The organism is Acidimicrobiales bacterium (genome assembly GCA_022452145.1).
Lineage (GTDB): Bacteria > Actinomycetota > Acidimicrobiia > Acidimicrobiales > MedAcidi-G1 > UBA9410.
Genome location: JAKURY010000001.1, coordinates 20,246 through 33,736 on the forward strand (window position 1 = coordinate 20,246; position 13,491 = coordinate 33,736).

Here is a 13,491-nt window from a genome sequence, read left to right on the forward strand (position 1 = left end):
GCTCCTCAGTCCAGGTCGGCCGGCGTGGCGAACCTGCCGGCGATGGCGGTGGCGGCGGCCACGGCGGGCGAGACGAGGTGGGTGCGACCGCCGCGGCCCTGGCGGCCCTCGAAATTCCGGTTGCTGGTGCTGGCGCACCGCTCGCCGGCGGCGAGCTTGTCGGGGTTCATGGCCAGGCACATGGAGCACCCGGGTTCCCGCCAGTCGAAACCGGCTTCGATGAACACCTCGGAAAGGCCCTCGGCCTCGGCCTCGGCCTTGACGGCCCACGATCCCGGAACGACCAGGGTTCGCATGCCGTCGGCCACCCGACGGCCCCTGGCGACGTCGGCCACCGCCCTGAGGTCCTCGATCCGACCGTTGGTGCACGAACCGATGAACACGGTGTCGACGGCCACGTCGCGTATGTGGGTGCCGGCGGTCAGGCCCATGTAGTCCAGTGCCCGGCTTGCGGCCTCCCGCTGGCTGGGCTCCTCGAACGAATCGGGGTCTGGGATCGGCGAGTCCATACGCATCACCTGGCCGGGGTTCGTCCCCCAGGACACGTGGGGGACGATGTCGGCGCCGTCCAGGACGATCTCCCGGTCGAAGACGGCGTCGTCATCGGTGGCAAGGGTCAGCCAGTCGGCAACCGCGGCGTCCCAGTCCGAACCCGATGGGGCGTGGTCCCGACCCTGCAGGTACTCGAAGGTCGTGTCGTCCGGGGCGATCAGCCCGGCCCTGGCTCCGGCCTCGATCGACATGTTGCAGACGGTCATACGGCCCTCCATGGAGAGGCTCCGGATGACCTCGCCGCGGTACTCGATGATCGAGCCGATCCCGCCGCCGGTGCCGAGGCGCCCGATGACGGCCAGGATCACGTCCTTGGCCGTGGAACCCTCGGGCAGGGTGCCGTCCACCGTCACCGCCAACGTGCCCGGTCGCTGCTGGGGGAGCGACTGGGTGGCCAGCACGTGTTCCACCTCGCTGGTTCCGATGCCGAAGGCCAGGGCGCCGAAGGCCCCGTGGGTGCTCGTGTGGCTGTCGCCGCACACGACGGTCATGCCTGGAAGCGTCAGGCCCTTCTCCGGGCCGATGACGTGCACGATTCCCTGGCCGGGATCGCCCATCGGGTATAGGCGCACGCCGAACTCGTCGCAGTTGGACCGCAGTGTCTGGATCTGGATGCGGCTGACGGGGTCGGCGATCGGCTGGTCGATGTCGACGGTAGGCACATTGTGGTCCTCGGTGGCCACCGTCAGCTCGGGGTGGCGGACCGTGCGGCCGGCCATGCGGAGGCCGTCGAAGGCCTGTGGTGAGGTGACCTCGTGGACCAGGTGCAGGTCGACGAAGAGCAGGTCGGGCTCGCCGTCGGCCGACCGCACCACGTGGCGGTCCCAGACCTTCTGGCTCAGGGTCTTCCCGGACATCGGGGCTCCTCAAGTGAATAGGGTCTAGTCAGGATACGGGGCCAGCCGCTGGGGATGCCCGCGCCGGCGGCGGTCAGGCGTCCATGGCCCGGGCGGCCTCGATCAGGTCGTCGTAGCCGTCCGGTCCCGGGTCGCCGGTACGGGAGGCCACCGAGCCGTCCGCGGTGACCACGGCCATGCCCGGGGTCCCGAAGACGTCGAAGAGGACCCCGACCCGCCCGTCGTCGGCGATGTGCGGGAACTCGGCGATGCCCCACTCCCGGAGGATGGACGCCGACCGCTCCGGGTCGGCGTCCGGGCCGATGGCAGACACGCCGATAACCGTGATGTCCGGTCGGCGGCTGAGCTCGGCGACCGCCGAGGCCTCTCTGCGGCATGTCGCTCAGGTGGGGGCCCAGAACCAGAACAGGACGTCCTCGCCGGCCAGGTCGGCACCGTGGAGCGTGCCGCCGCCGATGAGGGCCACCTCGAACGCCAGCACCTCGGGTACCTGGGCAGCCTCGGCCGTCAGCGTGTCCGTCCACGACGGCTCCGTGTCCGCCCCGGCCGCCGCAGCTGACGCTACGACGTCGGCCGGATCGGTCCCGGATCCGTCGTCGCCTGAGCCACCGTCGTCGTACCCGGGGGTCGCAGTCGGTGCCACCGTGGTCGGTGGGGTGGTGCCGGCCGCCTCGGGCGTAGGGGCGGATGAGGCGCTGCAACTGGCGGCGAGCACCGCCACGATCGCCAGCGGCGCAAGGCGGCCTCGTGGCATGGCGCGACCCTAAGCGGGATACCGTCGGCGACGTGAGCACGCGCACCCTCATCATCTCGGCGCTGGCCTGCGGGATGGTCCTGCTCCTGGCTTTCACCGTGCAGGTTGTGATGGCCCCGTGACCGTCCGGCACGACCTGGTCGTGGTCGGCGGCGGTCCGGCCGGCTACGCCGCGGCCCTCTACGGGGCGGCCGCCGGCCTCGATGTCGGCCTCATCGAGGAGCGCAGCCTCGGCGGCACATGCCTCCACGTCGGCTGTATTCCGGCCAAGGAACTCCTGGAGACCGCCTCGGTGCTGCGGACGGTGCGCGGGGCCGCCGAGTTCGGCGTGGCGACCGGTGGCGACGAGCCGACGGTGGACCTGGCGGTCAGCCAGGTGCGCAAGCAGAAGGTCATCGACGGCCTGGTCAAGGGGCTGTGCTCGCTGCTGGCCGGACGGGACGTCACCGTCTACGACGGCACGGGCCGCCTCGGCGTCGACCACGTGGTCACCGTCGACGGTTCCGACGGTTCGATCGTGGTCGCGGCCGACCACGTGGTCCTGGCCACCGGTTCGTCACCGCGGACCATTCCCGGATTCGACATCGACGGCGAGCTGGTGGTCACCAGCGACGAGTTGCTCTCCATCGACGAGGTCCCGGACCGGGTGGCGGTCATCGGGGGCGGGGCCATCGGATGCGAGTTCGCCTCCATGCTGGCCGACTACGGCTCGGCGGTCACCCTGCTGGAGGTGGCGCCGGAGATCCTCCCTGGCTGCGACGCCGACGTGGCCAAGGCGGTCCGGCGCTCCTTCAGGCGGCGCCGGATCGACGTGCACTCGGGGGTACCTGTCCACGGCCACGACCCGGTCGACGGCGGAACGACGGTCAGGTTCGGCGCCGACTCCACCGTCGAGGTGGACCTCGTGGTGGTGGCCGTGGGCCGACGCCCCCGGGGCGACTCGGCCGGCCTGATAGGCACCCGGGTGGTGGTCGACGAGCGGGGCTTCGTCGAGGTGGACGACCGCCTCCGGACCAGCGAGCCGGGCGTGTACGCGGTGGGCGACGTGGTGGCCACCCCCCAGCTGGCCCACGTCGGCTTCGCCGAGGGGATGTTCGTCGTGAAGGACCTGCTCGGCGAGTCGCCGACGCCGATCGACCCGACGACCGTGCCGTGGTGCATCTACAGCCATCCCGAGGTGGCGTTCGCGGGGCTCACCGAGGCCGCGGCCATCGAGGCCGGCCACGACGTGGTGGTCAGCAGCCACCGGTTCGCCGGAAACGGTCGGGCCATGATCCTCGGCGACGTGGACGGCCTGGTGAAGGTTGTGGCAGCGAAGGACGCCGACGGCCGGGCGGGCCGGCTCCTGGGCGTCCACATGGTCGGACCGTGGGTCACCGAGCAGTTGGGGCAGGCCTACCTGGCGGTCAACTGGGAGGCCACGGTTGACGAGGTGGCGGAGTTCATCCAGCCCCACCCGACCCTCAGCGAGCTCTTCGGCGAGACGGTGATGGCCCTCACCGGCCGGGCACTCCACGGCTGATCCGATGGCAGACGTCCTCCTCCCGCAACTAGGTGAGACGGTCACGGAGGGAACCATCACCCGCTGGTTCTTCGGCGTCGGCGAGACGGTGCCGGCCGACGCTCCGCTCTACGAGGTCTCGACCGAGAAGGTCGATTCCGAGGTGCCGTCGCCGCTGGGCGGTGTGCTGGTCGAGATCATCGCCCCCGAAGGGGCCACCGTCGCCGTCGGCGCCCTCCTCTGCCGCATCGAACCCGCCGATTCCTCCTCCGTCGCCCCTGCATCGGCCTCCGCCACTCCCGCCGTCGCCGACGACGCACCGGCCGACGCAGCTGGCGCTACGTCTTCGGCCGGCACGCCGCCGACACCGGCTGGCACTGGTGGTCCGACTGCGACCCGAGAAGTAGGTGTGCAGGGAGGGCGGGCTTCCGGTCGTCTCCTCTCGCCGGTGGTTCGGAGGTTGCTGGCCGAACACGGCCTGGACCCGGCACGGGTCAGCGGAACCGGGCTCGCCGGCCGCCTCACCCGCCGGGACGTTGAGCAGTTCCTACGCGACAACCCCGGCCGGGCCGAACCTTTCAACGGCATCCGGAAGGCCACGGCCAGGCACATGGTGGGGTCCAAGGCCACCTCCCCGCACGTCCTGACGGCCATGGAGGTCGACTTCGACGCCGTCGACCGGCTCCGGTCCGCCGAGAAGGACGCCTGGCGGGCCGCCGAGGGGTCCAGCCTCACCTACCTGCCGTTCATCGTCGCCGCCCTGACCGAGGCGCTGTCCGCGTTCCCACGCATGAACGCCAGCGTCGGCGACGACGAGCTGATCCTGCACGGCGACGTGAATCTGGCGGTGGCCGTCGACCTCGGGTTCGAGGGCCTGGTGGCTCCGGTCATCCGCAAGGTCGGCGACCGGTCCATCCGGGACCTGGCCAGGTCCATCCACGGGGTGGCCGGCCGCGCCCGCGACCGAAAGCTGGTCCCCGACGACCTCGCCGGTGGGACGTTCACCGTGACCAACCCCGGCCAGTACGGCACGCTCTTCCAGTTCCCGATCATCAACCAGCCGCAGGTTGCCATCCTGTCCACCGACGGGATTGCCCGGAAGCCGGCGGTGGTCGTCGACGCGGACGGTGTTGAGTCCATCGGGGTGAGGCCCCTCGGCATCCTGGCCCTGGCCTGGGACCACCGGGCGTTCGACGGCGCCTACGCGGCGGCCTTCCTGCAGGAGATGAAGCGGATCCTGGAGGCCACCGACTGGGTGGCCCGCTGGGCCGACGAGGCCGACGAGGCCGACGGGGCGTGACGACGGGTCGAGGTTCCCGGCCATTCCGGATCAGGTGGCTGGGGCGCGTCCGCTACCGCGACGCCCTGGCGCTGCAGCGCCGCATCCATGCCAACGCCGGGTCGGTCCCCGATCCACAGGACCACCTGCTGCTGCTCGAGCACCATGCCGTGTACACGCTCGGGGTGCGGGCCACCCTCGACAACCTGCTGCTGCCGCCCGACGAGGTAGGGGCGGACCTGGAGCGGGCGGATCGGGGCGGCGACATCACCTTCCACGGTCCCGGGCAGCTGGTCGGCTACCCGCTGCTCCACCTGCCCGGCAAGCGGGGTGGTGGCATGGCCGACACGGTGGCCTACGTGCGCTCCGTGGAGGACCTGGTCATCGACGTGTGCCGCGACCTGGGCCTCGCCGACGTGGGACGCCTCCAGCCGTATCCGGGGGTGTGGGTCGAGCCGGACGGGCCCCGGCCCCGCAAGGTGGCGGCGATCGGGGTGAAGCTCACCCGGAGTCGCACCATGCACGGCTTCGCCCTCAACGTGGACCCCGACCTGGCGTTCTTCGACCGGATGGTGCCATGCGGGATCACCGGCTACGGCGTCACCTCGCTGGCGGCCGAGGGGATCACCACCACGATGCGCCAGGTGGTCGACCTGGTCGCCGGGCGGGCCGCCGAGCGGTGGGCCGACGGACCGGTCGAGCGGGCCGACGTCGCCTGGGTGCACCGGACCGGGGACCTGAGCCGCTTCAGCCGTGGCGAGGGTGTGGGAGCCCGGCCGCCGGTGGGTCGCAAGCCGGAGTGGATGCGGGTGGCGCTGGAGACTGGTCCCGAATACCTGCGCCTCAAGTCCACGATGCGAAGCAGGCGGCTCACGACGGTCTGCGAGGAGGCCGGGTGCCCGAACGTGTTCGACTGCTGGAACGACGGCACGGCCACCTTCATGATCAACGGCGAGCGCTGCACCCGGGCCTGCGGCTTCTGCATGGTCGACACGCGGCGCCCCGACGGGCTGGACCTCGACGAGCCCCGGCGGGTGGCCGAGGCGGTGGCCGACATGGGCCTGCGCCACGCCGTCGTCACGGCCGTGGCCCGCGACGACCTGCCGGACGGTGGCGCGTCCGCCTTCGTGGCGACCATCGCGGCGATCCGCGACCGGAACCCGGGGACCGCCGTCGAGGTGCTCATCCCCGACTGCAAGGGGGATCCCGATGCCCTCCAGGTGGTGTTCGACGCCCGACCCGAGGTGCTGAACCACAACATCGAGACGGTGGCCCGCCTGCAGCGGAAGGTCCGCCCGTCGGCGTCGTACGCCCGGAGCCTCTCGGTGCTGGCCCGGGCCGGCGCTGCAGGCCTGACCACCAAGTCGTCGATCATCGTGGGCCTGGGGGAGACCGACGAGGAGGTCGACGCCTGCCTGGCCGACCTGGCCTCCGTGGGTTGCGACATCGTCACCATCGGCCAGTACCTGCGGCCCACCACCAGCCACCTGGAGGTCGACCGCTGGGTGGAGCCGGCAACGTTCGACCGGTGGGCGGCGGTCGGCCGGGCGCTGGGCATCGGCCACGTGGAGGCCGGACCTCTCACCCGGTCCAGCTACCACGCCCGCCAGGCCGCCGAGGCCGCCGGAGTTCCACCCGTAGTCGACCGGACCGTGCCCGTCGCCCTCTCGGCCCGTCCGGGCTGACCGGCCCGTCGTCTCCCGGCCGCCGTCGTCCCCATAGCCTGTCGCCGTGTTCAGCCAGCGCATCGACCGGGCCCGGGCGGCCATGGCCGAACAGGGAGTCGACGTCCTCCTCCTCTCGCTGGGCGCCGACCTGCCCTACTTCTGCGGCTACGAGGCCATGCCGTTGGAGCGCCTCACCATGCTGATCGTGCCGCGTGACGGCGACGTCCACCTGGTGGTCCCCTACCTGGAGGCGCCCCGGGTGGTCGAGCGTCCCGAGGTGTTCGGGATGGTCACGTGGCGTGACGGCGAGGACCCGATCGCCCGGGTGGCCGACCTGGTGGGCGGCTCGGCCACGGCGGCCATCGGAGACCAGACCTGGGCCGGCTTCGTGGTCGACCTCACGGCGGCCTGTCCCGGCCTGGAGTTCCGCCGGGCGTCCGAGATCACGGCGCCCATCCGGATGGTGAAGGACGACGCCGAGGTGGAGGCCCTACGCCGGGCGGGGGCGGCGGTGGATCGAATCCTGGCCGACGTGCAGGCCGGCCTCGTGCCGCTGGTCGGGCGGACCGAGGCCGACGTGGCGGCCCAGATCGGCCGGCGGATCCTGGACGAGGGTCACCACAGGGTGAACTTCGTGATCGTGGCGTCCGGCCCCAACGCCGCCAGCCCCCACCACGAACCCGGCGACCGGGTCATCCGGGCTGGCGAAGGCGTGCTGTTCGACATCGGCGGCACCATGGCCGGGCCGGACGACGTGGGCTACTGCTCGGACATCACACGGTGCGTGCACATAGGCCGGCCACCTGCCGGCTTCACCGAGTTGTACGCCGCACTGCAGGAGTCGCAGGCGGTGGGCGTGGCGGCAGCCACGGTGGGCACGCCGTGCGAGGACGTGGATGCGGCGACCCGTCGGGTCATCGACGATGCCGGCTACGGGGAGTACTTCGTACACCGGACCGGTCACGGCATTGGCGTGGAGGCCCATGAGCATCCCAACATCGTGGCCGGCAACGACCTGCCGCTGGCGGCCGGTCACGCCTTCTCGATCGAGCCGGGCATCTACGTCCCCGACGTATGGGGTGCCCGACTGGAGGACATCGTGGTGGCCTCCGCCGACGGGCCCGATGCCATGAACCGGATCGACCACGGCCTCGCCGTGGTCGACGGCTGAACGCCCCGGCGGTACCGGGCGCGGCGTGATCGACCTCGACGCAGCAACCTTCCTGCTCCAGTGGGCGGTCGGGGGGCTGTTCTTCCTGTGGGTGACGGGGCGGCGACGCGAGGTGGGCATCGGCTACGGCTGGACGATCCGGATCACCTTCGGCCTCATGGCCGCCGGTGGCCTGGTCGTGGGCGTGGTCATGGACCCGGTGCCCGTCCGGGAGGCGTCAGCAGCAGCGGTGCTCGTCGCCACGGTCGTGGCCATGGTGGTCTCGGTGGTCCGCCGCCGGGCCGGGGTGGCTGGCCAGCGCGGCGTGGAGGAGCGCCGGACGGCCCGGGTGGCGGCGATGACCGGCATCGACCGCGACCGGGTCACCTTCGACGATTCTGTACGGGAGTTCCCACCGGCGCTGGACCTCGTGGCGCCCGTCCTGGGCCTGGTGGGCCTGGTGGCGGCCGGGGTGGACGCCGGTGACCCGGCGCTGCTGGCCGTGGCCAGGACGCTGGTCGGGGCCCTGTTCCTGGGGGCGGTCACCAGCGCCATGCTGCTCGGCCACTGGTACCTGGTTCAGCCCGGCCTGGCCCGCGGGCCGCTCCTGGAGCTGGTCGCCTGGACGGGCCTGGTCTGGCCGTTCGAGCTGCTCGTCCTGCTTTGGCCGACCGGAATGGTCTCGGTGCTGAACGGGTCCATCCCCGACGGCTACAACGGCCTGCTGGGCTGGTTCTGGGTGGCCTGCACGGTGTCGACCCTGGCGCTCGTGGTGGCGACCCGGGCGGCGCTCACCGAACGGCAGTACTCGGCGGTGATGGCGGCCACCGGCCTGCTCTACCTGGCCATCCTCACCGCCTTCGGCATGGACCTGGTGGCCAGGGCCGCCCTCGCCTGAACGGTGGTACGGCACCGGCCGGGGTCGGGCCGGCCGGTCCGCCCACGGTTAGGATCCGCCGCCTGATGGAGGTATCGGGACGGCGATGAGGGTCTACACGCGTAGGGGCGACGACGGCACGACCGGCCTGTTCCACGGCGGGCGTGTGGCCAAGGACTCCCCGCGTCCCACCGCCTACGGCGACGTCGACGAGCTTCAAGCCTTCCTTGGGCTGGCCCGGGCGGCCGCCACCGGCGAACTGGCCGACATCCTCCTGGGCCTGGAACGGGACCTCTGGCTGGTCATGGCCGAGCTGGCCTGCAACCCCGACCACCTGGACCTCCTCACCGAGGGCGGCTCGCTGCCCACGTCGGAGATGGTGGTGCGCCTGGAGGACCTCATCGACGAGGTGTCGGGTCGCTTCGAGCCGCCCACGGAGTTCGTGGTTCCGGGTGAGGACGAGGTGGCGGCCCGCCTGGACGTGGCCCGCACGGTGTGTCGACGGGCCGAGCGTTCCGCCATGGCCGTCGCCGCCGAAGGGTCGTCGGTGGTGCCGTACCTGAACCGCCTGTCCGACCTGGTATGGACCCTGGCCCGTTGGCAGGAGGGGACCTCGCTGACCACTCGCTCCGTGGCCGACGGCCCGCCCGCCGACCAGGACTGACCAGAACACCGACCGTCGTTCCCGGAGGAGCCCCATGGCCATCCAGTTCTCAACTGCCCGTCGGGCCCCGGCGCGCGCCGAGGTCGTCGCCCACGGGCTGACCACCGATGCCCTCACGGGCGACATGCCGCTGCCGGCGGGCCTGGACCGCGACGACCTCGGGCGCCTGGGCTTCGAGGCCAAGGTCGACCAGGTGCAGGTTGTGCCCGGGGCCGGCCGCCTCGTGGCTGCCGTGGGGCTGGGCCCGGCCGAGGGAGTCGACGCCGAGAGGCTGCGCCGGGCGGCTGCCGGGCTGGCCCGAGCCGCGCGCGGTCGCCGTTCGCTGGCCCTCGACCTTGCCTCGGTGGCCGCGGCGCTGGACGCGGTCCCCCAGCCCGAGGGGGCGCACGCGGTGGTGGAGGGCGTGGCCCTAGCGCTCTACAGGTTCGGGTACAAGTCCACGAAGGACGACGACCGCCTCGGCCGTGTGACGCTCGTGGGGAGCACGGCGGCCGGGATCCGGAGCGCCGTCGAGCAGGCCGCGGCGGTGGTCGACGGCGTGACGCTGGCCCGCGACCTCGTGAACGAGCCCGGTGGGAGCCTCACGCCACCGAAGTTCGCCAACCGGGTGCGGCGCATGGCACGTGACCGCGGCCTCACGGTCAAGGTCCTGGACGAGGCGGCCATCAAGCGGGCCCGCCTCGGCGGCCTGCTGGGCGTCAGCCGGGGCTCCACCCAGGCACCCCGGTTCGTCGAGCTCACCTACACGCCGACGGGACGCCCGAAGGGCACGCTGGCCCTGGTCGGCAAGGGCCTCACGTTCGACGCCGGCGGCCTGTCGATCAAGACCGGCCAGGGGATGATGGACATGAAGATGGACATGGGCGGCGCGGCGGCCGTGGTCGGGGCCATGTCGGTCCTCCCGACGGTGGCGCCCCGCTGCCGGGTCCGGGCCTACCTGCCCATGACCGACAACATGCTGGGCGGGGACGCCACCCGCCCGGGCGACGTGCTCACCATCCGCAACGGGAAGACCATCGAGGTCCTGAACACGGATGCCGAGGGCCGCCTCGTGCTGGCCGACGCCCTGTCGTTGGCGTCGGAGGCGAAGCCGGACGCCATCGTCGACCTGGCCACCCTCACGGGCGCCTGCATGGTCGCCCTGGGTCCGCGGATCGCAGGCCTCATGGGTCGTGACGACTCCTTCCTGGCCCAGGTGGAGGCCGCCTCGGCCCGGACCGGCGAGCGGGTCTGGCGGCTTCCGCTTCCAGACGACTACAGGCGCATGGTGGATTCACCGGTGGCCGACATGAAGAACATCGGCGGTCCCCACGGCGGGGCCATCACGGCCGGCCTGATCCTCGGGGAGTTCGTGGCCGACGGGATCCCCTGGGCGCACCTGGACATCGCCGGACCGGCATTCACCGACGGCGACGACGGCGAGGCCACCCGGGGTGGGACGGGATTCGGCGTCCGGCTCCTGGTGGACCTGGCCTGTTCGTTCACGCCGGGAGGCTGAGGACCTCCGACGCGACGGCGCCGACGCCCGGAGGCGTCGGCGCCGTGCAACCCGGTGGTCGACCCGACGGAGGGGAGATCGGGCGCTGGTCCGGGTGGGGGAAGTGGTGCCGTCGAACCCGCACCCGAAGGGGGTGCCGGGAACGGGTCGCGACGACCGTGGGCTCAGGCGGCGCCGTCGAGGCGATCGGCCAGGCCACGCAGCAACCAGCAGGCGCTGGGTCCGAGGATGCCCAGCCAGTAGGTCTCCACGTAGGTGGATCTGGGATCGTGGCCGAGCCGGTCGATGACGGGGTCGTCCCACGCTTCGATGCGGATGTGGTCGGTCGGGAAGGTGGGCTGCGTGGGCACGGTGGCTCCTCGTGGTCTGGGGTTCATGGCCGTGGTGTCCGGCCGGCGGATCCGGGGGAGCCGAGCGGGATGTTGACAGGGACTTTCGATACCTGTCAACCCCTATGCGACCCAAGGGTCCCGGGTGGCGGTGGATGCCTCGCCCTGCGAGGCTCCGACGATGGATGATTGGGGCGCGCAGCCCGCCGAGGCGCTGGAGGCTGCCGTCCTTGCAGCGGCTGACCTGGTGGCTGGTGCCACCTCGGTCACGGTGCTGACCGGGGCGGGGATCTCGACCGACAGCGGCATCCCCGACTTTCGGGGGCCCGAGGGGGTGTGGACGAAGAATCCGGAGGCCGAGAAGGCCTCCGACATCCGCTACTTCAAGGCCGATCCGGTGGTCCGCCAGGCCCGGTGGCAGGTCCTGGCACATGGCGGGATGTGGGACGGCGTCGAGCCCAACGACGGGCACCGGGCCCTGGTGCCCCTGGAGGCCGACGGCCGCCTGCACACCCTGGTGACCCAGAACGTGGACGGCCTTCACGTGCTGGCCGGCAGCGACCCCGCCCTCGTCGTCGAGGTCCACGGCACGGTGCGCCGGGCCATGTGCCTCGGCTGCGACCGGCGCAGCGACATCGACGTTGTGCTGGACCGGGTGCGCAACGGCGACCTGGACCCCCACTGCGACGGGTGTGGCGGCCTCCTCAAGTCGGCCACCGTGAGCTTCGGCCAGGACCTGTTCGAGGGCGACATGGAACGGTCGCTGGCGGCGGCCCGGGAATGTGACGTGCTGCTCGCCGTGGGGTCCACGCTGGGCGTCTACCCGGTGGCCCTGATGGTTCCCGCGGCGGTCGACCATGGCGCGGCCGTGGTTGTGGTCAACGGCTCGCCGAGCGAGATGGACCACCTGGCCACCGTCAACGTCCGGGGCTCGATCAGCGAGGTGCTGCCACGAATCGTCGGCCGATCCCCGGTCGGCGGTGGTTGAATCCCGACCAAGTCAGTAGGATTTCCTGCATGGCGACATTCCGAGACCTCCTTGCCGATGCCCGCTCCCGGATCACCGAGACCGACCCGGCCGGTGCCGAGGCCCTGCTGGCCGACGGCCACCTCCTCCTCGACGTCCGCGAGCCGGACGAGTTCGAGCAGGGGGCCATTCCGGACTCGATGCACATCCCACGGGGCAACCTGGAGTCCGGCATCGAGAACAGGGTCACCGACCGCGACCGGCCGATCGTCGTGATGTGTGCCGGCGGCGTCCGCTCGGCGTTCGCCGCCGACACGCTCCAGCAGCTGGGCTACACAGGCGTGGTCTCCATGGAGGGTGGCTTCAACCGTTGGAAGGACGAGGGTCGTCAGTGGCGGACGCCGCGCACCCTCAGCTCCGAGCAGCGCAACCGCTACCAGCGCCACCTGCTCCTCCCAGAGGTGGGGGAGGAGGGCCAGCTCAAGTTGCTGGACGCCAGCGTCCTCCTGCTGGGTGCCGGCGGCCTGGGCTCGCCCGCCGCCATGTACCTGGCGGCCGCCGGCGTCGGCAGGATCGGCATCGTCGACATGGACGTCGTGGACGAGTCGAACCTGCAGCGGCAGATCCTCCACAACCTGGATCGGGTGGGCGAGCGCAAGGTCGACTCGGCCAAGAAGACCCTCACCGCCCTGAACCCCGACGTGGACGTCGTGACCTACGACGTCCGTCTGGGTGCCGACAACATCATGGAGATCCTCGACGGGTACGACGTGGTGGTGGACGGTGCCGACAACTTCCCCAGCCGATACCTGCTCAACGACGCCACGGTGAAGCTCGGCATCCCTGTGGTCCACGGTTCGATCTTCCGCTTCGAGGGCCAGGTCACGGTGTTCGACCCACGCGACGGGGTCACCTACCGCGACATGCTCCCGGAGGCACCACCCGCCGAATTCGCCCCCAGCTGCGCGGAGGCCGGCGTGCTCGGGGTGCTGCCCGGGATCGTGGGCTCCATCCAGGCCCTCGAGGCCATCAAGCTCATCCTGGGACTGGGGGACGGCCTGTCCGGACGCCTGGTGGCATTCGACGCCATGGACATGTCGTTCCGCGAGTACCGGCTCCAGCGCGACCCGTCGCTCGAGGTGACCTGGGAGAACCGCGACCGCATCGAGATCGCCGAGTTGGACGGCCTCTGCATGCCGAAGGTGACAGAGCCTCCGGCGGGCTGACCCTTCGGCGACCGGTCGGTCGCCCGAACCACCATCCCGTGACGCGTCGGGGTTTCCGTCGCACCATGCGAGACTCGCCGCCATGGCCCGACTGGCGATCATCGGCACCGGCTACGTCGGCCTGACCACCGGCGCCTGCCTCGCCCACCTCGGCCACGATGTGGTCTGTG

Annotated in this window: 14 protein-coding genes; 10 read left to right on the plus strand and 4 right to left on the minus strand. The window is 71.7% G+C overall.

Features of this window, described 5'->3' with window-relative positions; genetic code table 11:
• Nucleotides 1-5 precede the first annotated feature (5 nt).
• From leuC to MK177_00115, 3 genes are all read right to left on the minus strand, one after another.
• On the minus strand, nt 6-1,409 hold the full coding sequence (gene leuC, locus MK177_00105; protein MCH2425721.1) for a 3-isopropylmalate dehydratase large subunit: 1,404 nt from the start codon (nt 1,407-1,409) through the stop codon (nt 6-8).
• 73 nt (nt 1,410-1,482) lie between these two features.
• Nucleotides 1,483-1,722, minus strand: a complete 240-nt coding sequence (locus MK177_00110; protein ID MCH2425722.1) for a hypothetical protein — start codon at nt 1,720-1,722, stop codon at nt 1,483-1,485.
• A gap of 69 nt (nt 1,723-1,791) precedes the next feature.
• Nucleotides 1,792-2,163, minus strand: coding sequence for a hypothetical protein (locus tag MK177_00115; protein ID MCH2425723.1), 372 nt, complete (start codon nt 2,161-2,163; stop codon nt 1,792-1,794).
• 118 nt (nt 2,164-2,281) lie between these two features.
• Between MK177_00115 and lpdA the strand changes: the two genes are divergently transcribed.
• The 7 genes from lpdA to MK177_00150 all read left to right on the plus strand — a co-directional run bounded on the left by lpdA (nt 2,282) and on the right by MK177_00150 (nt 10,799).
• Nucleotides 2,282-3,685: a dihydrolipoyl dehydrogenase gene (lpdA, locus tag MK177_00120; GenBank protein MCH2425724.1), complete on the plus strand. Its 1,404-nt coding sequence runs from the start codon at nt 2,282-2,284 to the stop codon at nt 3,683-3,685.
• Nucleotides 3,686-3,689: 4 nt separating this feature from the next.
• Nucleotides 3,690-4,964 carry a 2-oxo acid dehydrogenase subunit E2 gene (locus MK177_00125; protein ID MCH2425725.1) on the plus strand — a complete coding sequence of 425 codons (1,275 nt, stop codon included), beginning with the start codon at nt 3,690-3,692 and terminating at the stop codon, nt 4,962-4,964.
• The gene (gene lipA, locus MK177_00130) at nt 4,961-6,628 is read left to right on the plus strand and encodes a lipoyl synthase (protein ID MCH2425726.1); all 1,668 of its coding nucleotides are present in this window, start codon (nt 4,961-4,963) and stop codon (nt 6,626-6,628) included. Before MK177_00125 ends, lipA begins: the two co-directional genes overlap by 4 nt.
• 46 nt (nt 6,629-6,674) lie before the next feature.
• Nucleotides 6,675-7,781, plus strand: coding sequence for a Xaa-Pro peptidase family protein (locus MK177_00135; GenBank protein ID MCH2425727.1), 1,107 nt, complete (start codon nt 6,675-6,677; stop codon nt 7,779-7,781).
• Nucleotides 7,782-7,806: 25 nt separating this feature from the next.
• Complete coding sequence (locus MK177_00140; protein ID MCH2425728.1) at nt 7,807-8,658, plus strand: hypothetical protein; 852 nt, start codon at nt 7,807-7,809, stop codon at nt 8,656-8,658.
• Between the two features lie 85 nt (nt 8,659-8,743).
• Entirely contained in the window at nt 8,744-9,301 is a 558-nt protein-coding gene (locus tag MK177_00145; protein MCH2425729.1) for a cob(I)yrinic acid a,c-diamide adenosyltransferase, read from the plus strand.
• A 34-nt stretch (nt 9,302-9,335) separates the two neighbouring features.
• Nucleotides 9,336-10,799, plus strand: coding sequence for a leucyl aminopeptidase (locus tag MK177_00150; protein ID MCH2425730.1), 1,464 nt, complete (start codon nt 9,336-9,338; stop codon nt 10,797-10,799).
• A 164-nt stretch (nt 10,800-10,963) separates the two neighbouring features.
• Here MK177_00150 and MK177_00155 read toward each other — a convergent pair whose 3' ends face one another.
• The gene (locus tag MK177_00155; GenBank protein ID MCH2425731.1) at nt 10,964-11,149 is read right to left on the minus strand and encodes a hypothetical protein; all 186 of its coding nucleotides are present in this window, start codon (nt 11,147-11,149) and stop codon (nt 10,964-10,966) included.
• A 160-nt stretch (nt 11,150-11,309) separates the two neighbouring features.
• Here MK177_00155 and MK177_00160 point away from each other — a divergent pair, with 160 nt between their 5' ends.
• The 3 genes from MK177_00160 to MK177_00170 all read left to right on the plus strand — a co-directional run.
• A complete protein-coding gene (locus tag MK177_00160) occupies nt 11,310-12,116 on the plus strand; it encodes a Sir2 family NAD-dependent protein deacetylase (GenBank protein MCH2425732.1) in 807 nt (268 codons plus the stop codon).
• A gap of 29 nt (nt 12,117-12,145) precedes the next feature.
• The gene (gene moeB / locus MK177_00165) at nt 12,146-13,321 is read left to right on the plus strand and encodes a molybdopterin-synthase adenylyltransferase MoeB (protein MCH2425733.1); all 1,176 of its coding nucleotides are present in this window, start codon (nt 12,146-12,148) and stop codon (nt 13,319-13,321) included.
• A gap of 82 nt (nt 13,322-13,403) precedes the next feature.
• Nucleotides 13,404-13,491 (plus strand): hypothetical protein (locus tag MK177_00170; GenBank protein MCH2425734.1); only part of this gene is annotated, 88 nt, incomplete at its 3' end.